General features: G+C 75.8%; 21 protein-coding genes. 5 read left to right on the forward strand and 16 right to left on the reverse strand.

Features of this window, described 5'->3' with window-relative positions:
- Positions 1-13: 13 nt before the first annotated feature.
- Together hrcA and AAHH18_RS07650 are read right to left on the reverse strand one after the other, a co-directional pair.
- Positions 14-1,048, reverse strand: a complete 1,035-nt coding sequence (hrcA, locus tag AAHH18_RS07645; protein ID WP_283320858.1) for a heat-inducible transcriptional repressor HrcA — start codon at positions 1,046-1,048, stop codon at positions 14-16.
- Between the two features lie 132 nt (positions 1,049-1,180).
- Positions 1,181-2,788, reverse strand: coding sequence for an MFS transporter (locus AAHH18_RS07650; RefSeq protein ID WP_343301196.1), 1,608 nt, complete (start codon positions 2,786-2,788; stop codon positions 1,181-1,183).
- 48 nt (positions 2,789-2,836) lie between these two features.
- Between AAHH18_RS07650 and AAHH18_RS07655 the strand changes: the two genes are divergently transcribed.
- Positions 2,837-3,688 (forward strand): DUF3097 domain-containing protein, encoded by an 852-nt coding sequence (locus AAHH18_RS07655; protein WP_283320860.1) that lies wholly within the window; start codon positions 2,837-2,839, stop codon positions 3,686-3,688.
- 67 nt (positions 3,689-3,755) lie between these two features.
- On the opposite strand, the gene AAHH18_RS07660 is transcribed toward AAHH18_RS07655, so the two are convergent.
- Positions 3,756-4,826 (reverse strand): DUF2189 domain-containing protein, encoded by a 1,071-nt coding sequence (locus AAHH18_RS07660; RefSeq protein WP_343301197.1) that lies wholly within the window; start codon positions 4,824-4,826, stop codon positions 3,756-3,758.
- Positions 4,827-4,998: 172 nt separating this feature from the next.
- Here AAHH18_RS07660 and AAHH18_RS07665 point away from each other — a divergent pair, with 172 nt between their 5' ends.
- Entirely contained in the window at positions 4,999-5,370 is a 372-nt protein-coding gene (locus AAHH18_RS07665) for a DUF4870 domain-containing protein (protein WP_283320862.1), read from the forward strand.
- Between the two features lie 6 nt (positions 5,371-5,376).
- On the opposite strand, the gene hemW is transcribed toward AAHH18_RS07665, so the two are convergent.
- Together hemW and lepA are read right to left on the reverse strand one after the other, a co-directional pair.
- The gene (hemW, locus tag AAHH18_RS07670; RefSeq protein WP_283320863.1) at positions 5,377-6,621 is read right to left on the reverse strand and encodes a radical SAM family heme chaperone HemW; all 1,245 of its coding nucleotides are present in this window, start codon (positions 6,619-6,621) and stop codon (positions 5,377-5,379) included.
- Entirely contained in the window at positions 6,618-8,498 is a 1,881-nt protein-coding gene (gene lepA, locus AAHH18_RS07675) for a translation elongation factor 4 (protein ID WP_283320864.1), read from the reverse strand. Before lepA ends, hemW begins: the two co-directional genes overlap by 4 nt.
- Before the next feature lie 43 nt (positions 8,499-8,541).
- On the opposite strand from lepA, the gene AAHH18_RS07680 reads away from it, so the two are divergent.
- A complete protein-coding gene (locus AAHH18_RS07680) occupies positions 8,542-9,315 on the forward strand; it encodes a maleylpyruvate isomerase family mycothiol-dependent enzyme (RefSeq protein ID WP_343301198.1) in 774 nt (257 codons plus the stop codon).
- Positions 9,316-9,374: 59 nt separating this feature from the next.
- On the opposite strand, the gene AAHH18_RS07685 is transcribed toward AAHH18_RS07680, so the two are convergent.
- The 3 genes from AAHH18_RS07685 to AAHH18_RS07695 are packed head-to-tail and all read right to left on the reverse strand — an operon-like array spanning position 9,375 to position 12,759.
- Positions 9,375-10,220, reverse strand: a complete 846-nt coding sequence (locus AAHH18_RS07685) for a transglutaminase family protein (protein ID WP_343301199.1) — start codon at positions 10,218-10,220, stop codon at positions 9,375-9,377.
- Positions 10,220-11,149: an alpha-E domain-containing protein gene (locus AAHH18_RS07690; protein ID WP_283320867.1), complete on the reverse strand. Its 930-nt coding sequence runs from the start codon at positions 11,147-11,149 to the stop codon at positions 10,220-10,222. Before AAHH18_RS07690 ends, AAHH18_RS07685 begins: the two co-directional genes overlap by 1 nt.
- Positions 11,143-12,759, reverse strand: a complete 1,617-nt coding sequence (locus tag AAHH18_RS07695; protein ID WP_283320868.1) for a circularly permuted type 2 ATP-grasp protein — start codon at positions 12,757-12,759, stop codon at positions 11,143-11,145. The genes AAHH18_RS07690 and AAHH18_RS07695 overlap by 7 nt, the downstream gene beginning before the upstream one ends.
- A 216-nt stretch (positions 12,760-12,975) precedes the next feature.
- Here AAHH18_RS07695 and rpsT point away from each other — a divergent pair, with 216 nt between their 5' ends.
- A complete protein-coding gene (rpsT, locus tag AAHH18_RS07700) occupies positions 12,976-13,236 on the forward strand; it encodes a 30S ribosomal protein S20 (RefSeq protein WP_283320869.1) in 261 nt (86 codons plus the stop codon).
- Positions 13,237-13,543: 307 nt separating this feature from the next.
- On the opposite strand, the gene AAHH18_RS07705 is transcribed toward rpsT, so the two are convergent.
- The gene (locus tag AAHH18_RS07705) at positions 13,544-14,875 is read right to left on the reverse strand and encodes a helix-turn-helix domain-containing protein (RefSeq protein ID WP_343301200.1); all 1,332 of its coding nucleotides are present in this window, start codon (positions 14,873-14,875) and stop codon (positions 13,544-13,546) included.
- 136 nt (positions 14,876-15,011) lie between these two features.
- The gene (locus AAHH18_RS07710; protein ID WP_283320871.1) at positions 15,012-15,149 is read right to left on the reverse strand and encodes a hypothetical protein; all 138 of its coding nucleotides are present in this window, start codon (positions 15,147-15,149) and stop codon (positions 15,012-15,014) included.
- 208 nt (positions 15,150-15,357) lie between these two features.
- On the opposite strand from AAHH18_RS07710, the gene AAHH18_RS07715 reads away from it, so the two are divergent.
- Entirely contained in the window at positions 15,358-16,110 is a 753-nt protein-coding gene (locus AAHH18_RS07715; protein ID WP_283320872.1) for an EAL domain-containing protein, read from the forward strand.
- A gap of 66 nt (positions 16,111-16,176) precedes the next feature.
- On the opposite strand, the gene holA is transcribed toward AAHH18_RS07715, so the two are convergent.
- The 6 genes from holA to AAHH18_RS07745 form a co-directional block, all read right to left on the reverse strand.
- Entirely contained in the window at positions 16,177-17,214 is a 1,038-nt protein-coding gene (holA, locus tag AAHH18_RS07720) for a DNA polymerase III subunit delta (RefSeq protein ID WP_459349097.1), read from the reverse strand.
- A gap of 4 nt (positions 17,215-17,218) precedes the next feature.
- Positions 17,219-18,922 (reverse strand): ComEC/Rec2 family competence protein, encoded by a 1,704-nt coding sequence (locus tag AAHH18_RS07725; protein ID WP_343301201.1) that lies wholly within the window; start codon positions 18,920-18,922, stop codon positions 17,219-17,221.
- Position 18,923: 1 nt separating this feature from the next.
- Complete coding sequence (locus AAHH18_RS07730) at positions 18,924-19,673, reverse strand: ComEA family DNA-binding protein (protein ID WP_343301202.1); 750 nt, start codon at positions 19,671-19,673, stop codon at positions 18,924-18,926.
- Positions 19,674-20,776: 1,103 nt separating this feature from the next.
- Positions 20,777-21,619, reverse strand: coding sequence for a DegV family protein (locus AAHH18_RS07735; RefSeq protein WP_343301203.1), 843 nt, complete (start codon positions 21,617-21,619; stop codon positions 20,777-20,779).
- Positions 21,620-21,840: 221 nt separating this feature from the next.
- Positions 21,841-24,786 (reverse strand): leucine--tRNA ligase, encoded by a 2,946-nt coding sequence (leuS, locus tag AAHH18_RS07740; RefSeq protein WP_343301204.1) that lies wholly within the window; start codon positions 24,784-24,786, stop codon positions 21,841-21,843.
- 251 nt (positions 24,787-25,037) lie between these two features.
- Positions 25,038-26,243: an MFS transporter gene (locus AAHH18_RS07745; protein WP_343301205.1), complete on the reverse strand. Its 1,206-nt coding sequence runs from the start codon at positions 26,241-26,243 to the stop codon at positions 25,038-25,040.
- Positions 26,244-26,402 lie beyond the last annotated feature (159 nt).

Genomic DNA, 26,402 nt, shown 5'->3' on the forward strand with positions numbered 1-26,402 from the left:
CGGTCGGGGCCGGTCACCCGGCGAGGATCCGGGACAGGTAGCGGGCGACGGCACGCACCGTCGCGATGGTCCCGGGGTAGTCCATGCGGAGCGGGCCGACCGATCCGATGCGGGCGACAGCGGCACCGCCGCCGTCACCGGGCCCGCCGTAGCCGGTGGTGACGAACGAGGTCTCCACCAGGCCCTCGTGCTGCGTCTCCCGGCCGATGCGGACGGCCACGGCGGCCTCGTCCTCGGCCATCTCGGTCAGCAGCCGCAGCAGCACGACCTGCTCCTCCAGCGCCTCCAGCACGGGGCTGATGGTGCGGGCGAAGTCCTGGCCGCCGCCCCGCACGAGGTTCGCGGTGCCGGCCAGCACCACGCGCTCCTCGCTCTCGCGGGCCAGCGTGTCCTCCACGACGGCGACGACGGCCCGCACCAGCGGGGCCGCGACGGGCTCGAACTCGTCGGACAGCCCGGACAGCACGGCGTCCAGCTCGGCGAGGCGCCGGCCGGCCGCCGCCACGTTGAGCCGGACCCGCAGCCGGGCCACGACGGCCTCGTCCAGCGGGTCCGCCAGCTCCAGCGTGCGCTGCTCCACGCGGCCGTGGTCGGTGATGATGACGACGAGCAGGTGCCGGTCGCCGACCGGGACCAGCTCGACGTGCCGCAGGGCCGTGCGCCGCAGCGACGGGTACTGCACGACGGCCACCTGGTGGGTGAGCTGGGCGAGCAGCCGGACGGCGCGGTCGACCACGTCGTCCAGGTCGGCCGCGTCCTCCATGAAGGTCTCGATGGCCCGCCGCTCCGGGGCGGACAGCGGCTTGACGGTCGCGAGCCGGTCGACGAACAGCCGGTAGCCCTTGTCGGTCGGCACCCGGCCGGCGGAGGTGTGCGGCTGCACGATGTAGCCGGACTCCTCGAGCGCGGCCATGTCGTTGCGGATGGTGGCCGGCGAGACGCCGAGCGCGTGCCGCTCGACGAGCGCGCGGGAGCCGACGGGCTCGCGGGTGGCGACGTAGTCCTCCACGATCGCGCGCAGCACGTCCAGCCTGCGGTCCTCGCTCATCGCCACCTCCCGATGCCTGTCCGGCCGCCCGTCACGCCGGGTCCGCCGCGCCCCACGTCCGGCCCCCGCGCCGTCCGGCGGCCGCCGGCGACGCGCGGCCGGGATGGCACTCACCCGACGCGAGTGCCAATTCTACTCGGCCGCACGGGCAGGTGCCCTGCCGCCCGCGCCCACGGCCCCGGACCCCGACGTCCCGCCGGTCGCGGCCGGGTCGCGGCGCCGCGCGACCAGGTCCACCACGCCGACCACGAGGGCCACCGCGACGAGCGCCACCGTGACGAGCAGCGCCCGGCCGGCGGCCACGCCGCCCTCGACGCCCGCAGCCAGCGCCGTGTAGTAGGTCGACAGCGCGACGGCCACGCCGAGCGCGGAGCCCACCCGCTGCCCGACCTGCAGCATGCTGCCCGCGACGCCCGCCCGGTCCACCGGGACGCGCGCGAGCGTGAGCGTCTGGTTCGGGGAGATGACCAGGCCGCTGCCGGCGCCCGCGACCATCTGCGTCCCGGCGACCACGAGCCCGACCGCCGGCGGGTCCACCAGGCGGATCGCCAGGTCGGTGCCGACGAGGCCCGTGAGCACGAGCACCAGCCCCACGACCACCAGCGCGCGCCCGCGCGTCGCGACCAGGCGGCCCGACTGCTGCGCCGCGACGGCCGACGCGATCGCGAACGGCATGCCCACGAGCCCGGCCTGCAGCGGCGTGAACCCCGCGATCTGCTGGAGGTACAGCGTGGTGACGAGGAACACGGCCGTGAACCCGGCGAAGTACGCCATGCCGAGCAGCGCGCCGTTGCGGAACGACGGCTCCCCCAGCACCCGCGGGTCGAGGACGGCCGCGCCGGTCCGCCGCTGGTACCCGCGCTCCCACGCGACCGTGGCCACGGCCAGCACCGCCGCCACCGCCAGCCACCACCAGCGCGCCGGGTCGTCGCCGCCCTCGCCCGTGGTGATGACGAACGGCACCATCACGGCCGTCGTGGTCACCGCGACCAGCGCCAGGCCCGGCACGTCCAGGCGCGGGCGGCCCGAGCGCGCGGACGCGGCCGACGGCCCGGGGCGGCCGCGCGGCAGGAACCGCACGGCCAGCGGCAGCACCACCGCGATCACGGGGACGTTCACGAAGAACACCCACCGCCAGCCGTGCTCGGCCCCGAACGCCTGGATGATCAGCCCGCCCAGCAGCGGGCCGAGGGCCGTCGACACCCCGATCGTCGCGCCGAAGTACCCGAACGCCCGGCCGCGCTCGTACCCCGAGAACAGCTGCTGGATCGTGCCGACCACCTGCGGGTTCAGCAGGCCCGCGCTCGCGCCCTGCAGCAGGCGCATCGCCGCGAGCACCTCGTCCGACGGCGCCAGACCCGCCCCGAGGCTGGTCAGCGCGAAGCCGGTGAGCCCCACGAGGAACAGCGTGCGCCGGCCCCGGGCGTCCCCGAGCCGGCCCGCCGGCACCAGCACCAGCCCGAACGCCAGGGTGTACCCGGCGACGATGAGCTGGAGCTGGCTCGCGCCCGCGTCGAGGCTGCGCTCGATGGACGGCAGCGCGACGTTGACGATCGAGACGTCGAGCATCGTGATGAACCCGATCGCCAGGCAGACGCCGAGCGCCCGCCAGCGGTGCGGGTCCGGCTCCTGCCGTGCCGGCGCGCGCGGGCCGGGCTCCGGGGCGGCCGGCGGCCGGGCGGTGGGCGGCTGCGGGGCCGGGCGCTGCGGGTCCGGGGGCGGGTGCGGGGTGGACGTCACCGTCGTGTCGTACCACGGGCCCGCGCGGTCGGCACCTAGGCTGCCGCGGTGACCGACCGCTACGGACCCGACGTGCTGGCCGCCGGGTCGGCCCGCGCGCACCGCCGCCCGACCTCCGTCCCCACCCCCGCCGAGCGCGGCCTGGTCGTCGAGGAGGTCACCACCGGCTGGGTCGGGGCGGTCGTCCGGGTCGAGAAGTCCGGCGGGGAGCACGTCGTCGTCCTGGAGGACCGCCGGGGCCGCACCCGCACGTTCCGGCTCGGCCCCGGGTTCTGGGTCGACGGGCGCCCCGTCGAGCTCGTCGCGCCGCGCGCCGCCGCGCCCACCGGTCCGCGCCGCACCGCCTCCGGCTCGATCGCCGCCCCCGACCAGCGCGCCCGCGTCGCCGTGGGCAGCCGCATCTGGGTGGAGGGGAAGCACGACGCGGAGCTGGTGGAGAAGGTCTGGGGCGACGACCTGCGCGCCGAGGGCGTCGTCGTGGAGCTGCTCGACGGCGTGGACCACCTGGTCGACGCGCTGCGAGAGTTCCGGCCCGAGCCGTCCCGCCGCGTCGGCGTCCTGGTCGACCACCTGGTGCCGGGGTCCAAGGAGCAGCGGATCGCGGACGAGGCCCTGCGGGTCGCGCCGCGCGGCACCGTCCTGGTGCTCGGCCACCCGTACGTCGACGTGTGGCAGGCCGTGCGCCCCGAGCGGGTGGGCCTGCGCGCGTGGCCGACCATCGAGCGCGGCACCGAGTGGAAGCGCGGCATCCTGCGCGAGCTGGGCTGGCCCGCGGACGAGCAGGCCGACGTCGCGCGCGCCTGGCAGCGCATCCTGCGCGGCGTCCGCAGCTACGCGGACCTCGAGCCGTCGCTGCTGGGGCGGGTCGAGGAGCTGATCGACTTCGTGACGGCCCCCTGAACGCCCGACCGGCGCCGCCCCCGGGTGGGGACGGCGCCGGTCGGTGCGGAGCCGCGTGCGGCCGGGGTCAGGGGGCGACGGGGTCGCCCTGCGCCCGGCGGTACACGTACGTCGTCGCCAGCAGCCCGAACGGGAACGACACCAGCTGGCCGACGTAGCACAGGAAGCTGCCGACCGCGTTGGCCGCGAGCACGCCCAGGTACAGCAGCACGACGGTGCCGAGGTTGCGGTTCACCAGCGTGAAGCTGGCCTTGAGCGCGTCCACCGGCGCCATGCCCTTGTCGAGCACGAAGAACAGCGTGAACTGCGCGAAGAACGCGAACACGATGCCCGGCAGGACGAACAGCAGGGTGCCGATCGCCGTGCCCACGCCGACGAGCAGGACCGCGACGACGACCTTGCCCAGGTCGTCGAACCGGAAGAACGTGCCGAACTCGATGCGGCGGCCGTTCGCGACCTCCAGCGACGCGCGGATCACGCCCGCCTGGAGGAACGCCGACAGCAGCACGACGACCGCCAGGACCAGGAGCCAGCCGAAGCCGAGCCCCACGGCGCCGCCCGTGCGCAGCTCGCCCGTGACCGGGTCGATCGACGCCGCGGTGCCCGCCCCGAGGATCGCGAACAGCACCGCCGCGACGATGCCGATGACGACGACGTACACGAGGACGCCGAGCACGAACGGGCCCCAGTTCTGCGTGAACTTGGTCCAGCCCCAGTTGAACGAGTCGCCGACCGTCACGCCGGCGCCGGGCTGGCCGTAGCCGGGCTGCTGGCCGTAGCCGGGCTGCTGGCCGTAGGGGTCCTGGCCGGGCTGGCCGTAGCCGGCGGCCGGCGGCGGCGGGTAGCCCCCGGGAGGCGGCGGGTAGCCGCCGGCGGGGGCGCCGTACCCCCCGGCGGGCGGGTAGCCGGGCGCACCGGCGGGCGGCGGCGGGTACGCGCCGGGGGCGCCGGCGGCCGTCGGGGGCGCGGTCGGCGGGACCGGCGGCGCGGCAGGCGGGGTGGGCCCGCCCGGCGCACCGGCGGGCGGTGCCGACGGCGGCTCCGCGACAGGCGGCTCCGGGGTGCTCGGCGGGTTCGGGGCGTCAGGCGTCGACGGCTCGTCGTCGCGCGGCGGGTTCGTGCCGGGGTTCTCGGTCATCGGAGTCCTCCTGGTCCGGACGTCGCTCGTCCGTCGCGACAGCGAACCGAAGCCGCAGGTCGCGTGTCAAGGAACGCGGCCGGACGGGTGCGAATCGGACAGCTCGGACACGGCGCCACCTCCGGCGGGTAGCCTCGCCACGACCCGTCGCCGACGTCCCGGGAGCGCCACCGTGTCGTACCCCCCGCCGTACCCGCCCGCCGGACCGCAGCCGCTGCGCCCCGACGAGGAGCGCACCTGGGCGATCGTCGCGCACCTGGGCGGGCTGGTGGCCTGGTTCCTCGCGCCGCTCGTGATCTGGCTGGTGTTCCGCGGCCGCGGCCCGTACCTGGAGAACCAGGCCAAGGAGTCGCTGAACTTCCAGCTCACCCTGCTCGTCGCCTACGTCGCCGCGGGCGTGATCGCGCTCGTCACGCTCGGCTTCGGGACGCCGCTGCTGCTGCTGGTGGCGGTCGGGCAGCTCGTCCTGCAGATCCTGGCGGCCGTCGCCGCGAGCCGGTACGAGTGGTACCGCTACCCGGTGAACATCCGGTTCGTGAGCTGAGCCGGCTCAGTCGGTCAGCGTCCGCACCACGGCGTCCGCGAGCAGCCGCCCCCTGCGGGTGAGCACGACGCGGGCGCCGGGTCGGTCGCCCCGGCCCAGCGCCGCGCGCCCGTCGACGAGGCCGTCGGCCACGAGGGTCCCGACCGCCGCGCGGGCGCGGGCCGACAGCGCGTCGAGGGGCAGCCCCTCGCCGAGCCGGACGCCGAGCATCACCCGCTCCAGGCGCGCCGACGCGTCCTCGACCACCTCGCGCCCGGCCGCCGGGCTGAGGCCCGCCGCGAGCCGCGCGTCGTAGGCCCGCGGGTGCTTGACGTTCCACCACCGGACGCCGCCGACGTGGCTGTGGGCGCCGGGGCCGACGCCCCACCAGTCGTCGTTGCGCCAGTACGCCAGGTTGTGCCGGCATGCGTCGTCCGGCGTGCGCGCCCAGTTGCTGACCTCGTACCACCGCAGACCCGCCCCGGTGAGCAGGTCGTCCGCGAGCTCGTACTTGGCGGCCTGGTCGTCCTCGTCGGGCAGGGACAGCTCCCCGCGGCGCACCTGCACGGCCATCCGGGTGCCCTGCTCGACGACCAGCGCGTACGCGGAGACGTGGTCGACGCCCGTCGCGAGCGCCGCCTCGACGGACGCGCGCCAGTCGTCGAGGGACTCCCCCGGCGTGCCGTAGATGAGGTCGAGCGACACCGCCAGCCCCGCGTCGCGCGCCCACCGCACGACGTCCGGGATCCGTCTCGGGTCGTGCGTGCGGTCCAGCGTGGCGAGCACGTGCGGCACGGCCGACTGCATGCCGAACGACACCCGCGTGAAGCCCCCGCGCGCCAGGGCCGCCAGCGACTCCGGCGTCACGGAGTCGGGGTTGGCCTCCGTCGTGACCTCGGCGCCGGGCGCGAGCCCCCACGCGTCGCGCACCCCGTCGAGCATGCGCACCAGGTCGCCCGGCGGCAGGACCGTCGGGGTGCCGCCGCCGACGAAGACCGTCGACACGGGGCGCTCGGGCAGGCCCGCGTCGCGCAGCACCCGGGCTCCGAGCGCGACCTCCGCCAGCGCGGTGTCGGCGTAAGCCACCTGGCTCGCCCCGCCGCCCAGCTCGGTCGCGGTGTACGTGTTGAAGTCGCAGTAGCCGCACCGCACCGTGCAGAACGGCACGTGCAGGTACACCCCGAACGCCCGCCCGGCCGCCCCGTCGGCCACCGAGGCCGGCAGCGCGCCGTCGTCCGGGGCGGCGTCGCCGTCCGGGAGCGCCGGGCTCACTTCTTCTTCGCGTCCTTGGCGTCCTTGCCGCCGCCCGCGTCGGACGACAGCGCGGCGATGAAGGCCTCCTGCGGCACGTCGACCCGGCCGATCGTCTTCATGCGCTTCTTGCCCTCCTTCTGCTTCTCCAGCAGCTTCCGCTTGCGGGTGATGTCACCGCCGTAGCACTTCGCGAGGACGTCCTTGCGGATGGCGCGGATGGTCTCGCGGGCGATCACGCGCGAGCCGACGGCCGCCTGGATCGGCACCTCGAACTGCTGGCGCGGGATGAGGTCCTTGAGCTTCGACGCCATCATCACGCCGTACGCGTACGCCTTGTCCTTGTGGACGATCGCGCTGAAGGCGTCCACCTGCTCGCCCTGCAGCAGGATGTCGACCTTGACGAGGTCCGCGACCTGGTCGCCCAGCGGCTCGTAGTCGAGGCTCGCGTACCCGCGCGTGCGCGACTTCAGCTGGTCGAAGAAGTCGAACACGATCTCCGCGAGCGGCAGGGTGTACCGCATCTCCACGCGGTCCTCGGACAGGTAGTCCATACCCTGCAGGTCGCCGCGCTTGCCCTGGCAGAGCTCCATGATCGCGCCGATGAACTCGCTCGGCGCGAGGATCGTCGACTTCACGACCGGCTCGCGGACCTCGCGGATCTTGCCGCCCGGGAACTCGCTCGGGTTCGTGACGGTGACGACGGTGCGGTCCTCCATCGTCACCTCGTACACCACGTTGGGCGCCGTCGAGATGAGGTCGAGACCGAACTCGCGCTCCAGCCGCTCCCGGATGATCTCGAGGTGCAGCAGGCCGAGGAACCCGACGCGGAACCCGAACCCGAGGGCGACCGAGGTCTCCGGCTCGTAGTTCAGGGCGGCGTCGTTGAGCTTGAGCTTGTCGAGCGCGTCGCGCAGCGCCGGGTAGTCCGAGCCGTCGATCGGGTACAGGCCCGAGAACACCATCGGCTTCGGGTCGGAGTACCCGCCGATCGGGACCGTGGCCGGCTTGCCCGCGTTGGTGACGGTGTCGCCCACCTTCGACTGGCGGACGTCCTTCACGCCGGTGATGAGGTAGCCGACCTCGCCGACGCCCAGGCCCTGCGTCGGGACGGGCTCCGGGGAGATCACGCCGATCTCGAGCAGCTCGTGCGTGGCCTTGGTCGACATCATCGCGATGCGCTCGCGCGGGTTGAGGTTGCCGTCCTTCACCCGCACGTACGTCACGACGCCGCGGTAGGTGTCGTACACCGAGTCGAAGATCATCGCCCGCGCCGGCGCGCCGGGGTCGCCCGTCGGGGCCGGGACCAGCTCGACGATCCGGTCCAGCAGCGCCTCGACGCCCTCGCCCGTCTTGCCGGACACCCGGAGGCAGTCCGCCGGGTCGCCGCCGATGAGCCCCGCGAGCTCCTCGGCGTACTTCTCCGGCTGCGCGGCCGGCAGGTCGATCTTGTTCAGCACCGGGATGATCTGGAGGTCGTTCTCCATCGCCAGGTACAGGTTCGCGAGCGTCTGCGCCTCGATGCCCTGCGCGGCGTCCACCAGCAGCACCGCGCCCTCGCACGCCGCGAGCGACCGGGACACCTCGTAGGTGAAGTCCACGTGGCCCGGCGTGTCGATCATGTTGAGCGCGTACGGGGTGTCACCGAGCTGCCACGGCATCCGCACGGCCTGCGACTTGATGGTGATGCCGCGCTCGCGCTCGATGTCCATGCGGTCGAGGTACTGGGCCCGCATCGCGCGCGCCTCGACGACGCCCGTGAGCTGCAGCATGCGGTCGGCGAGCGTCGACTTGCCGTGGTCGATATGCGCGATGATGCAGAAGTTGCGCAGCAGCTCGGGCGGGGTCGCCGCGGGGGTGATGCGCCGGGACAGCTCGGCGCTCGGGATCGGGGACACGTGCTCCCTCGGTTTCGCAGGGTCGGACTGCCACCATCGTCCCATGCCGACGAGCGAGACCCGAGCCGGGGCGCCCGCGCCCCGCGCCACGCCCCTGCTGGACGCCCTCGCCGCCGCGCAGGACGCGTTCGCCCGGCTGCTCGCCGACGCCGACCCGGGCGCACCCGTGCCCGCCTGCGCCCCGTGGACCGTGACCGAGCTCGGCCTGCACCTGGCCGGCGTGCACCGCTGGGCGGCGGGGATGGCGCGCGGCGTCGACGACGAGGGCGACGAGCCCACCGGGGCGGCGCGCGAGCCCGCGGCCGTGCGGGCCTCCTACCGGGAGCAGGCCGCCGCGCTGCTGGACACCCTGCGCGCGCTGCCGGCCGACGCGCCGGCGCTCACGCTCGACGGCCCGGGCGTCGCGGCGTTCTGGCACCGGCGCCAGCTCCACGAGACGCTCGTGCACCTCCACGACCTCGCGGGCGCCGCGGGGGTGCCGCACCCGCTCGACGACCCCGCGCTGTGGGCGGACACGGTGGACGAGGTGGTGACGGTCATGACGCCGCGGCAGGTGCGGCTCGGGCGGATGCCGGCGCTCGACGCGCCCGTGGCACTCGTGGCGGTGGACGCGGGGCGGTCGTGGGTGCTCGGCGGGGCTGCGGGCGCTGCGGGCGCTGCCGACGCGCCGTCGCCCGCGCCCGTGACGCTCGCGGGGCCGGCCCGCGTGCTGGCGCTGCTCCTGTGGGGCCGCACCACGGCGGACGACCCGGCGCTGACGGTCGGGGGCGACCGCGCGGCGCTCGACGAGGCGCTCGCGCGGCCCCTGACGCCCTGACGGCGCGGACGCCCGGGCCGGGCGCGGCCGGCGCCCGGGCCGTGCGCGGCCGGCGCGGCTCACGCCTCCCGGGTGATCCGCACCTCCACCTCCAGCGACTGCGTGCCCGCCCCGGCGAAGATCCCCCGCAGGGGCGGGACGTCGTCGTAGCACCGCCCGCGCCCGAGCACGACGTGCTGCTCCCCCGCCGGCACCCGGTTCGTCGGGTCGAACGCCGTCCACTCCCCGGTCCACCACTCGACCCAGGCGTGCGACTCCCCCACGACGGTGCGGCCCGGCTCGCCGTCCCGCAGCGGGTTCAGGTACCCCGAGACGTACCGGGCGGGGATCCCGATGCTCCGCAGCGCGCCGGTCACCAGGTGCGCCATGTCCTGGCACACGCCGGTGCGGGCGGCCCACGCGTCGGCCGCGGACGTGTGCACGGCCGTCACGCCGGGCACGTACTCCAGCGCGTCCCGCACGGCGTGGCTCACGGCGAGCGCGGCGTCCGCGGGCGGGAGCGCACCCGCGGTGGTCGCGGCGAGCTCCACGACCTCCTGCGGCGCGCGCGTCGTCGGGGTGTCGGCCAGGAACTCGGCCAGCCGGTCCCGCAGCGCCGGGTCGCGCAGCACGGCCCAGTCGCCGGCCGAGCGCGGGGCGGGCGGGGCGGTGACCTCCACGCGGCTCTCGGCCGTCACGACGAGCGACTCGTGGGGCGCCAGCACCTCGAACGCCGTCACCGCCGTGCCCCAGTAGTCGCGGTACTCGTGCGCCCAGGTGTGCGGCTGCACGTCGAGCCGCGCGTCGAGCACCCGCTGGCCCGGCTGCGGCAGCGGCGTCATCCGGGCCTCGTTGTACGACGCGGTCACGGCGCCCGTGTACCGGAACGCGGTGGTGTGCACCACGTGCAGCGTGCTCGTGCCCATCAGACGACCTCCCCCACCCAGGTGGTGACGCTCCCGGACGGGAAGTACCGGCGGCGGATCGCGTCGCTCGCGGCGGCGCACGCGCGCTGCACCCGCTCCATCTCCGCCGGCAGGGCCTCCAGCACCTCCGTCAGCGGGCGGTACTCCAGGCTCGTGCGGGCGTGCCCGAGGTGGCGGATCGCCTCCACCGCCCCGGCGGGCGCGAGCGTCGGCTCCAGCGCGGTCAGGCACTCCTCGGCCTGCCCGAGCGCGTACACGATGGACCGCGGGAACGTCCGGTCCAGCAGCAGGAACGCCGCCGCCCGCTCCGCGGAGTCCGTGCCGCGGTACGTCCGCAGGAACGCCTCGTGCGCGCCGCAGGACCGCAGCAGGGTGGTCCAGCCCGGCCCGCCGGACCCGGCGAGCGCCTGCGTCGTGACCAGGCGGGCGGTCATGTCCGCCCGCTCGATCGACCGGCCGAGCACCATGAACCGCCACGTGTCGTCCCGCGACGTCGCCGAGTCCGTCAGCCCCGCGACGATCGCGGCCCGCTCCCGCACCCACGTGAAGTAGTCGTGCGGGCGCGTCGGGCGCAGCTGCGCCGGCAGCTGGTTCCACGCCGAGTTCAGGCACTCCCACAGCTCGGTCGACACGATCTCGCGCGCGCGGCGGGCGTTCTCACGGGCGGCGGCCAGCGAGCCGACGATCGACGACGGGGCCACCCGGTCGTACGCCAGGACCTCCAGCACCTGCTGCCGACCCACGTGCACCTCCGGCGGCGGCACCGGCCGGTCCATCACCGACAGCAGCGACCGGCACGCCAGGTCCTCCTCCGCCCACGGGTCCTCGAGCAGGCTCTGCACGTGCACGTCGAGCAGCCGCGCGGTGTCGTCCGCGCGCTCGACGTAGCGGCCGATCCAGAACAGCGACTCGGCGATCCGGCTCAGCACGGCGCACCACCCCCGGGCTCCTGCTCCTGCTGCTGCTGCTGTTGCTGCTGCTCGGCGTGCGGGCCGGCGTCGCTGGGGTTCGCGTCGATCGGGACCGCGGCCGCCACGGCCACGGTCCGCGGCACCACCCGCGGCGCGCCCCGGTGCGGCACGGCGGCGCCCAGCACCCACGTGTCCTTGGACCCGCCGCCCTGGGAGGAGTTGACGACGAGCTGCCCCTCCGGCAGCGCGACGCGCGTCAGCCCGCCGGGCAGCACCCACACCTGCTCGCCGTCGTTCACCGCGAACGGCCGCAGGTCGACGTGCCGGGGACGCAGGCCGTCCTCCACGAGCGTCGGCACCGTGGACAGCTGGATCACCGGCTGGGCGATCCAGCCGCGCGGGTCCTGCCGCAGCCGGTCCCGCAGGGCGCCGAGCTCCGCCCGGGACGCCTGCGGCCCGACGACCAGACCCTTGCCGCCCGACCCGTCGACGGGCTTCACCACCAGCTCGTGCAGGCGGTCCAGCACCTCCGCCAGCGCCTCGGGCTCCTCCAGGCGCCACGTGTCGACGTTCGGCAGCACCGGCTCCTCGCCGAGGTAGTACCGGATGAGCGCCGGCACGTACGTGTAGACGAGCTTGTCATCCGCCACCCCGTTGCCGATCGCGTTCGCGATCGTGACCGTCCCGGCGCGCGCGCAGCTCACCATCCCCGGGCTGCCGAGCACCGAGTCCGAGCGGAACACCACCGGGTCCAGGAACTCGTCGTCCACGCGCCGGTAGATGACGTCGACGCGCCGGCGGCCGTGCGTCGTGCGCATCCACACCCGCCCGCCCGCGCAGAACAGGTCCCGCCCCTCGACGAGCTCCACCCCCATCGTGCGGGCCAGCAGGGCGTGCTCGAAGTACGCGGAGTTGTACACGCCCGGCGTCAGCACCACGACCGTCGGGTCGTCGACCCCGTCCGGGGCCGCGGCGGTGAGGGCGGCGAGCAGCCGGCGCGGGTAGTCCTGCACCGGGCGCACGCGCAGGGCCGCGAACAGCTCCGGGAAGCTCTGCGCCATCGCGCGCCGGTTCGACAGCACGTAGGACACGCCGCTCGGGACCCGGACGTTGTCCTCCAGCACCCGGAACGTGCCCGCGGCGTCGCGCACCAGGTCGATGCCGGACATGTGCACGCGGACCCCGTTCGCGGGCGTGATGCCGGCGACCTCCCGGTGGAAGTGCGTCGAGGACACGACGAGCCCCTGCGGCACCACCCCGTCCGCGACCGCCCGCTGCGGCCCGTACACGTCGGCCAGGAACGCCTCGAGCGCGCGCACCCGCTGGGCGACGCCCGACGCGACGTGGTCCCACTCCGGCCCGTCGACCACCCGCGGCACCACGTCGAGCGGGAACGGGCGCTCCTCCCCCGCGAAGTCGAACGTCACGCCCTGCGCCAGGTACGAGCGCGCGAGCGCCTCCGCCCGCGCCCGCAGGTCCAGCGGGCTCTGCCCGGCCAGGGCGGCGTGCACCCGGCGGTAGGGCGCCCGGGGCACCGGGGCGGTCGAGCCCGACGACGGGTCGGGAGGTGCGAGCATCTCGTCCCAGGCCGGGCCCCCGGTGGGGTACGCGTCGAACAGGTCCGCCATCGGGCGATCGTGGCCCGCGCGTGTCACGGGCGTGTGTCCGGCGCGGAACGGCGACGTCACGGGCCTGCTAGAATCATCAGTCGCGTGTCCGCCCGGGTCGGCGGGCACTCGTCCAGCGCCTCTCCGCGGGTGTCCCCACGCCCCAGTCCCGGAGCTGGACGCGCCCTCTACGACCTGTTCCTTTCGCTCCGGCGAACACACGAGAGAGACCACACCGTGGCCAACATCAAGTCCCAGATCAAGCGGATCCGCACCAACGAGAAGGCGCGCCTGCGCAACAAGGCCGTCAAGTCCGAGCTGAAGACGTACGTGCGCCGCGTGCGCGAGGCCGTCGCCGGCGGCGACAAGGACGCGGCCGGTGTCGCGCTCGTCGCCGCGTCGAAGAAGCTCGACAAGGCCGTCTCGAAGGGCGTCATCCACGCCAACCAGGCCGCGAACAAGAAGTCCGCGCTGGCCAAGGCCGTCAACACGCTCTGACGCGCCCGCAGTCCTGACCGGAGGGCGCCACCCCTGAGGGGTGGCGCCCTCCGTCGTGCCGCCTCGCCCTCCGTCTCCCGGCCTCCCGCGCGCCGTTCGGATCCGAAGGCGCCGACACGCCCGGCGGGTCCGCGCGAACGGATCCGAACGACCACTCGGCGAGGGCGACCTCGGGGCTCCCGGCCGGCGCGGTCGCGGGCGGTCGACGTCGAGCGTCCGGAGACGCCCGAGGGCGTCACCCCCCCTGCGGGGTGACGCCCTCTGTGCGGGGACGACCGTCGCGGCCGCCCCGTGGGGAACGCGGTGGTCAGTCCTGCGCCACCGCGCTCCACGCCTCCCAGAGCACCGCGGGGACCGCGGGCCGGAACCCTGCCTCGCGCAGCGCCCGGTCGAACGCCTGCGCCGCGCCCGTGACGTCCCCGTGCCCGAGGAACCGGTCGCCCAGCTCCCGCCAGACGGCCGCGGACTGCCGGGACGCGGACATCATGCCGAGCATGTCGGCCGCCCAGCGGTACGCGCGGGACGCCGCCGGCACCTCCCCGCGGGCGTGCAGCGCGTCGCCCAGCGCGAGCTGCGCGGCGCTGCTCTCGAGCCGGGGCTGGTCGCCGAGCCGCTCGAGGGCGGCACGGGCGTAGCCCTCCGCCGCGACCGGGTCGCCCTGCATGAGGTGCGCCCGGGACCGCTCGACGTCCAGGCGGGACATCTCGACCTCGGAGCCCGAGACCGCGAGCTCCGGCGCCGCGCGCTCGAGCTGCTCGAGGGCCATCGCCGGCTCGGCCGGGTCGCTGCGCAGCAGCAGCCACGCGTAGTTGAGGCGCAGACGCGGGATGTCACGGCTGACCTCCCCCTCGCCGAGCAGCGCGAGGGCGCGCTCCGTGTAGCGCTTCGCGAGCGCGTAGTCGTGGCGCTGCTCGGCCACCAGCGCGGCGTTCCAGTACACGGAGCCGCGACCGCGCGGCGTGCCGAGCGACTCCGCCTGGCGGATCAGCTCGGCGGCACGGTGCGTCGCGTAGAGCAGGTCGCCGCGCTCGACGTACGCCCACAGCGTCGTCGACCCGAGCCGGAGGTGCTCGTCGGTGCCGGTGAGCCCGGCCTCCTCGAGCTCCGCGAGCTGGCGGTCGCCGAGCTCGATCGCGCGCCCGAGGTCGCCGGCCTCCACGTAGGAGGCGACGAGGGCGGTCGCGGCCGAGGCGGCGTCGAGGTGGTGCCCCTCGGACCGTGCCTGGCTCAGCAGCGGCTCGAGGACGCCGACGGCGGACTCGAGGTCGCCGAGCATCTCGTAGGCCTGGGCGAGGGCGAGCCGCGCGTCGACGCGGACCTGGCGCGAGACCGCCTCGAGGTCGAGCGCGACGATCCGGTCGCGGGCGGACGTCGCCTCGCCGGACACCAGGTCCAGTCGCGCGTAGTCCAGGGCGAGCCGCGCGCGGGCCTCCGCCGGTCCCTCGTCGCCGTGCTTGAGGTACTCGATGGTCGAGCCGAGCCGCTCGGCGATGATCCCGAGCGCGGCGTCGGTCGGCTCCCGGCGGCCGGACTCGATCAGCGAGATGTAGCTCGGCGAGAGCGCGTCACCTGCGAGGGCCGTCTGGGAGAGCCCAGCGGCCAACCGCGCCTGGCGGACGCGGTCAGCAATGGTCGTCATGCGTGTCACTGTACCTATGACGTGGTCCGGGGGCGAGCACGTCACCCGTCCGCCGATCCGGGAGCCGCCGACACGGAACCGGCCCGCTCCGCGCACCGAGAGCCAGCGGAGCGGGCCGGGACGGCACCGTGGGCGATCAGGCGATGATGCGGCAGCAGCCCGTCGCACCGCTCTGGATCGTGAAGCCGCCGCCGGCGTTGGCGACGCCCGAGGCGCCGAGCGTGAGGGTGAGAGCGAGGGCGGCGGTCGCGAGGGCCTTGATCGAGGTGCGCATGGGTCTCTCCTGTCACAGAACGTTGACTCTCTGTCACGTCGATCATGACTGATGGACGGGTACCGGCACCACCTCTTCCAGGGATTCGCCGGAGGTCCGCCCAAATGGGTGAATTGTCACTCTCTGTGACGCGAGATTCCGGGGCAACTGCGCCGGTCGGAGGATTTCGCCCGTGTCATGCCGGTACGACTGTGATGTCATAGAGCGCATGACCAGGGGACAGGGCGAGGCCGAGCGGCGGCTCGCCGCCGAGATCGACGCAGCGATCCCGGACGCGCTGCGCCGCGAGTGGGACCGCCGGCTCGCCGGTGAGCAGGTCGTCGTCGGCCGCCAGGGCATCTTCTCCCCGCGACTGCACCCCTTCGGCTACGAGCTCGGCTTCCGGGCCCCGGGCGCCACGTCCGTCGACGCCGCGGCCTGGTCGGAGCTCCAGCACGAGCGGGCCACCAGCGCCGTCCTGCGCGCCACCTTCGGGCGCGCGGACGTCGACGAGGTGGGGCACGGCCGCTGGCTGTTCGTCCGGTGCCCCCGGGCGTTCCTCGTGGGAGACCTGCACCTGCCCGCCCGGCCCGACCGGCTCGTCGTCGAGATCGCCGCGGGCACCCGCATCGACGGCGACGTGCTGCGGGGCGTGCGGCACCTGCGCGAGCAGGGCTTCCGCGTGGCCCTCGCCGGGTTCGTGTCGCGCCCCGACCAGCGGGCCCTGCTCCCCCAGGCCGACTTCGTGAAGATCGACGCGCGCGACCTCGACGTCGAGGGTGAGCCCGTCGTGGACCTGGCCCGCTCCCACGGGGCGCTGCTCGTCGCGGAGTTCGTCGAGTCGTCGGAGGAGCTGCGCGCCGGTCGCCGCCTCGGCTTCGACCTGTACCAGGGCAACCTGCTCGAGCGCAGCCTGCTGCTCGACCGGTCGTCCGCTCCCCTGCTCGGGCCCGACCACGACTCGATCGGCCGGTACCTCTAGGCCGTCGCAGGCCTCGTAGCCGTCGCGCGCCCCGCTGCCCGGGCGGCTCACCGAGGGCCGACGGGCTCAGCGCCGCACGGCCGCCGCGATCCGGAGCACGGCCCGCTCGACGGCGAAGTGCGGGTCCCGGCCGGCGCCCTTGACCTCGGCGTCCGCCTGCGCCACCGCGGTGATGGCCTGCGCCAGGCCCTCCGGGGTCCAGCGGGCGAGCTCGCGGCGCGACCGGTCGAGCTGCCAGGGCGCCAGTCCGAGCTCGCGCTCCGCGCCGGCACCGCGCCCCCGCACCGCCGAGACCTTGGCGAGCACGCGGAGGCGGGCGGCGAGCGCGGCGACGAGCGGGACCGGGTCGACGCCGGTGGCGAACGCGTGCCGGAGCAGCGCGACGGCCTCGCCGGAGGACCCCTCGACGGCGGCGTCGGCGACCCGGAAGCCCGTGGCCTCGATGCGCCCGGCGTAGTAGCGCTCGACGACCTCGACGCTGATCACGCCCGTGGTGTCCGAGACCAGCTGGCTGCACGCCGCCGCGAGCTCGCGCAGGTCGCTGCCGACCGCGTCGACGAGCGCGCGCACGGCGCGCGGCTCCATGCGACGGCGCGCGCGCCGGAGCTCCTGGGTGACGAACGCGACCTTGTCGGCGTCCTTCTTGAGCGGCTCGCACGTCGCCACCGGGTGCCCGGCCGCGCGGACGGCGTCGAGCAGCCGCTTGCCGCGCTGACCACCGCCGTGCCGCAGCACGAGCACGACGTCCGTCTGCGGTGCGGCGACGTACGCCGTCGCGTCGAGGACCAGGTCGTCGGTCGCCTTCTCCACGTTCTCCACGACCACGACGCGGTCCTCGGCGAACAGCGACGGGCTGGTCGCGAGCGTCAGCTCGCCTGCGGTGTAGGCCGCGCCGTCGACGCGCGTCACCTCGACGTCCGGGGCCTGCTCCCGGGCGAGGGCGACGAGGCGCTCCACCGCGCGGTCCGCGAGCAGCTCCTCCGCACCGGAGACCAGCACGACCGGCGCGAGCCCCACCTCGTCCCACGCGACGCCCGCGGGGGCGGACGACCGGGCTCCGCCGCGGGAGGGACGGCGCGGGGCGGAGGTCGACGCGGGTGGCACGTGCCTAGGGTGCCACGCGCCGCCGACAGCGCAGGACCAGCACCACCGACGCGGCCGACGCCGCTGCCAGCAGCAGGACGCCGACCGGTCCACCGGCCCACGTCACGAGCGCCCCGGGCAGGCCGGCCGCCGTCCGTGCCACACCGGCGATCCACCAGCAGGCCGCCCCGGCGACCCCGGCGGCCCAGGCCGCGCCGCCCGGCCACCAGGGCCCGAGCAGGGCCGCGACCAGGCCGCCCACGGTGGCCGGCGCGACCGCGGGCGCGGCGAGGAGGTTCGCGGGCACGGAGTAGACCGGCACCTGCGGGGAGAGCAGCAGGACGACCGGCGCGCAGACCGCCTGGGCGGCGACGGGCACCGCGCACGCCAGCACCCACCAGGCCGGAGGGCCGCGCCGTCCGCCCCGGGCGCCCGCGTCCTGCCACCGGCGGGCGATCGGTCCGGCCAGCACGGCGATGCCCGCGGTCGCGACGACCGACAGCACGAAGCCGAGGTCCCGGCCGAGCCAGGGGTCGACGACGAGCAGCACGACGACCGCGCACGCCAGCGCCGGGACCGTCCGCGACGGTCGCCCGACGGCCAGGCCGAGCAGCCCGACGCCTCCCATGACGGCCGCGCGCACCACGCTGGCGCCCGGGTGCACGAGAGCGACGAACCCCGCCATCACGACAGCGGTCGGCACCCACCGCCAGCACCGCGGGACGCGCAGCCGCGCCGCGATCCCCAGGACCAGCGCGCCGAGCAGCGAGAAGTGCGCCCCGGAGACCGCCGTCAGGTGCGCCAGCCCCGAGTCGCGCATCGCCTGCTCCAGGTCGCCGACGCCGCGCGTGTCGCCGACCGCGACGGCGGGCAGCAACCGCCCGGCGTCCCCGGGTAGCCCGGCGGACAGCTCGCCGAGACCGGCCCGGAGCCGCTCGGTGACGACGAGCGGGCCCGGAGGACCGCCGCCGGCCTGCGGGGCGGCGGTCGCGTGCGCCCGGGCGACCGCACGGTCCGCCGCGTGACGGGCCGGCGCGAGGCGCACGGGCACGGTCACGACGGTGCCGTAGCGCAACCCCGCGGCCGGGCCCGGCGCGACGAGCTCCACGGCGGCGCGGGTCCGCACCGTGTGGTCACCGGGTGGTCCGTCGCGGCCCGGTCGTCCGGCGCCCACCGCCACCTCCGTCACCGCGAGCAGCAGCCGGACCCGCCCCGGAGGTGCCCGGCCACCGCCGTCGCGGCGCTCTCCGCCGTCGTCGGACGGGCCCCCGGCCGGCATCGGAGTCGTCCGGACGACGCCCGTGATCCGGACGGACGCGCGCAGCTCGGCGAGGTCACGCAGGCCCCCGGCCTCGCGGGCGCGGACCTGGACGGCGGTCGTGAGGAGCAGGACGCCGACCGTGCCGAGGACGAGGACCGCCTGCCCGCGACCGGCACGCCACCCCTGGTCGCACGTACGTGCCCCGCCGGTCGACGCCGTCCCGGTGGCGCGACCACGCCGGGCGCCCGAGCAGCACGCCGACGCCACCAGCCCGAGCGCGAGCACGGCGCACACGGCCCCCGCGGCGGCGAGCTCCGCCGCAGGTCGCGCCACGGCGAGGAGCGCCACCGCCCACACGGCTCCGGCGGCGGGGACCAGCCGCAGGTCGGTCCGTTCCGCTCCCGGGCCGGTCGCCGCAGCGGTGTCGCCCGCGTCGGCACGGTCGGGAGCCGACGTCGCTCTCGCCACGTCAGACCCGCGCCTGGTCGCGCAGCCCGGCGAGCAGCGCCGGGCCGATCCCCGGGACGTCCTCGAGCGAGTCGACGTCCGCGAACGCCCCGTGCTCGCCGCGCCATGACACGATCCGCTCCGCCAGCACCGGACCGATGCCCGGCAGCGCCTCGAGCTCCGCCGCGGTCGCCGTGTTGAGGTCGACCTGCCCTCCGGGCCCCTGCCCGGAGGGCGCCGCCCCAGACACCGGACCGGTGCCCGCGGCCGTCCCGTCCGCGGGCACCGCAGGTTCGCCGGGTGCGGGCACCCTCACCTGGGCACCGTCCACGACGAGGGCGGCGAGGTTCACGACCGCGAGGTCCGCGTCCGGCAGCGCCCCGCCCGCGGCGGCGACGGCGTCCGCGACGCGTGACCCCGGGCGCAGCTCCACGAGGCCGGGGGCGGCCACCTGACCGACGACGTGCACCCACACCACCGCGTCGGCGCCCGACGGGTCGGTCGCGGTCGGCGCCGGTCCCGTGGCGGACGGCTCGGGCAGGACCACGGCGGGCGCGCTGGGCGCCGCGGCGACCCGCAGAGCGACCGCTCCCCCGACCAGCGCGAGGACGAGGACGGCGGCGACCGCCACCCGTGGGGTCACCCACCAGCGCACGGCGCCGAGGACGCTCCTGCCGTCGCGGTGCCACGTCTCGACCTCGTCCGCTGCGGACGCCCAGGACGCCGACCACCCGACGGCCGCACCCGGGACCGCCACCCCCGAGGCCGCCACACCAGGGGCTGCCGCACCCGAGGCCACCGCACCTGGGGTCGCTGCACCCGGAATCGCCGAGGCCGCCGCACGCGAGGACATCGCACCCGGGGCTGCCACACCCGAGGACATCGCACCCGGGGCTGCCACACCCGAGGACATCGCACCCGGGGCTGCCACACCCGAGGACATCGCACCCGGGGCTGCCACACCCGAGGACATCGCACCCGGGGCTGCCACACCCGAGGACATCGCACCCGGGGCTGCCACACCCGAGGACATCGCACCCGGGGCTGCCACACCCGAGGACATCGCACCCGGGGCTGCCACACCCGAGGACATCGCACCCGGGGCTGCCACACCCGAGGACATCGCACCCGGGGCTGCCACACCCGAGGACATCGCACCCGGGGCTGCCACACCCGAGGACATCGCACCCGGGGCTGCCACACCCGAGGACATCGCACCCGGGGCTGCCACACCCGAGGACATCGCACCCGGGGCTGCCACACCCGAGGACATCGCACCCGGGGCTGCCACACCCGAGGACATCGCACCCGGGGCTGCCACACCCGAGGACATCGCACCCGGGGCTGCCACACCCGAGGACATCGCACCCGGGGCTGCCACACCCGAGGACATCGCACCCGGGGCTGCCACACCCGAGGACATCGCACCCGGGGCTGCCACACCCGAGGACATCGCACCCGGGGCTGCCACACCCGAGGACATCGCACCCGGGGCTGCCACACCCGAGGACATCGCACCCGGGGCTGCCACACCCGAGGACATCGCACCCGAGGACACCGCACCCAGGGTCGCCCCATCCGGGTCCGCCGGTTCCCGGACCGCCCGGTCCCCATCTGCGGTCTCCGTCTCCGTGCCCGACCACCCGGCCGGCAGACGTCCCGGGCGCGCGGCGTCACCTCCCGCGGCGACGTGCCGGCCCCGAGCGCGCCGGGACGCGGGCTCGGGGGCGGGTCCGCCGTCGTACCAGGTCATGCCCGCGACGGTACGAGCCGTGCCGCCGCGGGAGCCTCCCCGGCGGCGCATGCCTGGGGACCACGCACGAGCGAGTCGCCTGGGGAGGACCCGGTGCCGTGCCGTCGCCGCGTCACCCGGCGTCAGCGGTCGGTGACCGTCACCGCCATCGCCCCCACGCCGAGGTGCCCGCCGAGCACCGCACCCACCTCCCGGACGACGACGTCCGCCGTGCCGAGCGTCGCACCGACGCGTGCCGCGAGCGCCGCCGCGTCGTCCGCGCGCCCGAGGTGCTGGACCGCGAGCCGCACGCCCGGTCCGCGACGCCGTGCCTCGGCCACCACGAGGTCGTGGAGCCGGTCCCGGGCCGCACGCCGGGTCCGCACCCGCTCGGCCACCTCGATCACGCCGTCGCGCAAGGTCAGCACGGGACGCAGGCCGAGCACCGTCCCGAACGCCGCGGCGGCTCCGGACAGGCGGCCGCCCCGGCGCAGGTGGTCGAGCGAGTCCACGACGAACCAGGCGGCCGTCGACAGCCCGACGTGCTCGGCCACGGCGGCGACGGCGGCCCCGTCGGGCTGTCCGCCCCAGGCGTCCCCGCGCGCCGCCTCCGCGGCGGCCAGCGCCGCGAACCCGAGGCCCATGCCGGCGGAACGGGAGTCCACGACGTGCACCGGCAGCGGGGCCAGCTGCGCCGCGAGGCCGGCCGCCCGCACGGTTCCCGACAGCTCGCCCGACAGGTGCACCGAGACGACCTCGACGGCCCCGTGCGCCGCGGCGGCCTCGTAGGCCCGGGCGAACGCGGCGGGGGGCGGCTGCGAGGTCGTGATCCGGCGGCCCGCGGTGAGCAGCGCCGCGAGGTCGCCCGGCCCCAGGTCGACCCCGTCGCGGTAGCGCTCACCGTCCGCGGCGACGTCGAGCGGCACGACCGTGATCCCCCACTCCTCGGCGTCCGCAGCGGTGAGGCAGGACGTGGAGTCGGTCACGACGGCGACGCGCGGCGGCGCCGGGCGACCGTCGGGCGCCGCACCGGCGACGACGTCGGGTGCGGTGACGTCCCGCCGGAGCAGACGGGCGATCCGTGCCGTCCACGTCCCCGGCAGCGCCGCCCGGGCCGTCGGCAGCAGTCGGCGTGACGACCGGGAGGACGTGGCTGCTGCGACGTCCTCCCGGCTGTCCGGCGGGCCGCCGGCGTCGCGGGGCACCGTCAGGCCGGGACCACGTTGACGAGCTTGGGCGCCCGCACGATCACGGTGCGCACGTCACGGCCGGCCAGGGCGCGCTGGACGCCCGGGTCGGCGAGGGCCAGCTCCCGCAGCGTGGCCTCGTCGGCGTCCGGGCTCACCTCGGCGCGCCCGCGGACCTTGCCCTGCACCTGGAACACGCAGGTGACGGTGTCCTCGACCAGGTACTGCGGGTCGACGACCGGGAACGGCTCGTGCGCCAGCGAGCGCTCGTGGCCCAGGCGGGACCACAGCTCCTCGGCCAGGTGCGGGGCGACGGGCGCGGTCATCAGCACCAGCTGCTCGGCGACCGAGCGCGGCACGGCGGCCAGCGACGTCAGGTGGTTGTTGAGGACGATGAGCTTGGCGATCGCGGTGTTGATCCGCATGCCGGCCATGTCCTCGCGGACCTCGGCGATGGTGCGGTGCAGCACGCGCAGGGTCTCGACCGACGGCTCCGCGTCGACCACGGTGACCTCGCCCGTCTCCTCGGAGACGACGTTGCGCCAGACGCGCTGCAGGAACCGCTGCGCCCCCACGACCGCGCGGGTCTCCCAGGGACGGGACAGGTCGAGCGGACCCATCGACATCTCGTAGACGCGCAGGGTGTCCGCGCCGTACTCGGCGTACATCTCGTCCGGGGACACGGCGTTCTTCAGCGACTTGCCGATCTTGCCGTACTCGCGGTGGACCTCCTCGCCGTTCCAGCTGAACCCGGAGGCGACCGACTCGTCCTCGACCACCTCGGCCGCCGGGACGTACACCCCGCGGGAGTCGGTGTACGCGTACGCCTGGATGTAGCCCTGGTTGAACAGCTTGTAGAACGGCTCGCGGCTGGACACGTGCCCCAGGTCGTACAGCACCTTGTGCCAGAACCGGGCGTACAGCAGGTGCAGCACGGCGTGCTCGACGCCGCCGACGTAGAGGTCGACCCCGCCCGCGCCGTGGGTGTCGCCGGGGTTGTGGCCCGGGCCCATCCAGTACTGCTCGAGCACCGGGTCGACGACCTGGTCGGTCGCGTGCTGGGGGTCCAGGTAGTGCAGGTAGTACCAGCACGAGCCGGCCCAGTTCGGCATCGTGTTGGTGTCGCGGCGGTAGACCTTCGGGCCGTCGCCCAGGTCCAGCGTGACGTTCACCCAGTCGTCGTTGCGGCTCAGCGGCGCCTCCGGCGAGGAGTCCGCGTCGTCGGGGTCGAACGTGCGCGGCGCGTAGTCCGGCACGTCCGGCAGGTCGACGGGCAGCGACTGCTCCGGGATCGCGATCGGCAGGTCGTTCTCGTCGTAGACGATGGGGAACGGCTCGCCCCAGTACCGCTGGCGGCTGAACAGCCAGTCGCGCAGCCGGTAGGTGGTCGTGCGGGACCCGGCGCCGCGCTCGGCCAGCCAGTCGACGATCCGCGCCTTGGCCTCGGCGACGGACAGGCCGTCCAGGCTGATCTCGTCGTTCGACGAGTTGATGATCGCGCCGTCGCCGGTCCAGGCGCCCTCGTGGCCCTCGGGCGGCTGCACGGTGTGGACGACCGGCAGGCCGAACGCCTCGGCGAACGCGAAGTCGCGGGTGTCACCGCCGGGCACGGCCATGATCGCGCCGGTGCCGTAGCCCATGAGGACGTAGTCGGCGATGAACACGGGCAGCTGGGCGCCGTTCACCGGGTTCAGGGCGTACCCGCCGGTGAACACGCCGGTCTTGCGGCCGGCGTCGGCCTGCCGCTCGACGGCGGTCTTGGCGGCGGCCTCGCGGCGGTAGGCGGCGACGGCATCGGCGGGCGAGGCGGCGCCCCCGCGCCAGGCCTCCGGCACGTCCTCGTCCCACGCCGGCTCGGCCTCCGCGACGATCGCGTCGACCAGCGGGTGCTCCGGCGCCAGCACCACGTAGGTCGCGCCGAACAGCGTGTCGGGGCGGGTGGTGAACACGGTCAGCGGCTCGTCGGCGTCGGTGACCTCGAAGTCGACGTGCGCACCCTCGGACCGGCCGATCCAGTTCCGCTGCATCGCGGTGACCTTCTCCGGCCAGTCGATCAGCGACAGGTCGTCCGCCAGGCGGTCCGCGTACGCGGTGATCCGCATGTTCCACTGCCGCAGCGTGCGCTGGAAGACCGGGAAGTTGCCGCGCTCGGACCGGCCCTCGGAGGTGACCTCCTCGTTCGCCAGCACGGTGCCCAGGCCCGGGCACCAGTTCACGGGCGTCTCGGAGACGTACGCCAGGCGCTGGGAGTCGACGACGCGGCGGCGCTGCACCTCGTCCAGGTCGGCCCACGTCGCGCCCTCCGGCACGCCGTCCAGCCCCTCGGGCAGCGCGCGGCCCGCCTCGTACGCGGCGACCAGGGTCGAGATCGGCCGGGCCGCGCCCGTCCCGCCGTCCGGGCGCACGGCGTCCTCGTCGTACCAGGACTCGAAGATCTGCAGGAAGATCCACTGCGTCCAGCGCACGTAGTCCGGGTCGATCGTGGCGAACGAGCGGCGCGGGTCGTGCGCGACGCCCAGGCGCCTGAGCTGGCGCGCCATGATCTCGATGTTCGCCTCGGTGGTCGTGCGCGGGTGCTGCCCCGTCTGCACCGCGTACTGCTCGGCGGGCAGCCCGAACGCGTCGTAGCCCAGGGCGTGCAGGACGTTGTCGCCCTGCATCCGGCGGAACCGCGCGACGACGTCGGTCGCGATGTAGCCCAGCGGGTGCCCGACGTGCAGGCCCGCGCCCGAGGGGTACGGGAACATGTCCATGACGAAGAACGGGCGGGCGCCCGCGCGGGCCGGCGCTCCGTCACCGTCGGTCAGCGCCCCCGTGGGGTTCGCCGCGAAGAACGTGCCGCGCTCCACCCACTCGTCCTGCCACCGGAGCTCGATCTCGCGCGCGAGGTCGGCCGTGTAGCGGAACGGCACGTCCTGGCCGGTGGCGGGGGCGGAGTCGGGCTGGGCGGAGGCGTGCGAGGTCACCGGGCAAGTCTATCGACGCCGCCCCCTCCCCGACGCCGCCCCCTCCCGCCCCCGCACGCGCACCACCCACACCCACCCACGCACGCGCAACCTCCGCCCCGTCGGAGGCTCCCACGCGGGATCGGGGTGGTCCGCGGAGCACCACGATCCCGCGGGACACCCTCCGAACCCGTTCGGAGCCTCCGACGGGAGGGAGGAGAGGAGAGGGGAGGGAGGGGAGGGGAGGGGAGGGAGAGGGAGAACGGGGTGGGTCAGTGGGGGCGGCGGAGGGCGGTGGCGGCGACGGTCAGGCCCACGGCGGTCAGCGCCACGCCGACCCACGCGGGCGCGAGGTAGCCGAGGCCGGCGGCGATGACCAGGCCGCCCGCCCAGGCGCCGGCGGCGTTGCCGACGTTCAGCGCGGAGTGGCACAGGGCGGCGCCGAGGGACGGTGCGTGCGGCGAGAGGTCCATGAGCCAGGACTGCAGCGCCAGGCCGAGCACCTGCGACGCGACGCCGAGCCCGACGACGGCCAGGACGCCGGGGACGGGCGACCGCCCGAGCACCGCGACGAGGACCAGCACGACGGTGGTCGCCGCGAAGCCGAGCAGGACGGTGCGCGGCACGGACCGGTCGGCGAGCCGCCCGCCCAGCAGGGTGCCGACGGTCATGCCGACACCGAACAGCGCGAGGACGACGGGCACGGTGGTGACCGCGAGGCCCGTGACCTCGGTGAGCAGCGGCGAGACGTACGAGTACACCGCGAACATGCCGCCGAACCCGACGGCGCCCGCTCCGGCCGCGACCCACAGGCGCGCGTTGCGCAGCGACCCGATCTCCGAGCGGACGCTCGCGCCGTCCGGCACGGCGAGGCCGGGCAGCCACCGCCACAGCGCGGCGAGCGTCAGCAGCCCGAGCGCCCCGACGGCGAGGAACGCCGCCCGCCAGCCCATCGCCTGCCCGAGGACGGTCGACAGCGGCACGCCGACGACGTTCGCCACCGTCAGCCCGGCCATCATCGTCGCGACGGCCTGCCCGCGGCGCCCGGGGCCGGCGACGTGGGCGCCCATCGCGGCACCGACACCGAAGAACGCCCCGTGCGGCAGCCCGGCGACGAACCGCGCGGCGACCAGCCAGCCGGCCGTGGGGGCGAGGGCGGACAGGACGTTGCCGACGGTGAACGCCGCCATGAGCAGCAGCAGGAGCCGTCGCCGCTCGATGCGGGCGGCCACGGTGGTGAGCAGGGGCGCCCCGACCACGACGCCGAGGGCGTAGGCGGTGATGACGTGCCCGGCGGTCGGGATCGAGACCCGCAGGTCGTCGGCGACGATCGGGAGCAGGCCCATCGTCGCGAACTCGGTGGTGCCGATGCTGAAGCCGCCGAGCGCCAGGGCGAGCAGCGGCAGCCGGGCGCGACGGCGCACGAGGTGCGGGTCGAGGACGGCGTCGCCCGCGGGCGTGCCGGTGGTGGTGTGCATGGGGGCGCTCCCGCGGCGAGGTCGGTGTGCGGCCGCGCGCGGGCCGGTCGTGCGGGGGCACGGCCGACGGGTGCGGCGGCCCGTCCGGTGGGCCGCGTCGGCGGGGCGTCCCGGTCCGGCCAGCCTACCGGCAGCGCGCCGGGCCGCCCCGGACGACTC

The sequence above is a fragment of the Cellulomonas olei genome, from assembly GCF_039548315.1.
GTDB lineage: Bacteria > Actinomycetota > Actinomycetes > Actinomycetales > Cellulomonadaceae > Cellulomonas.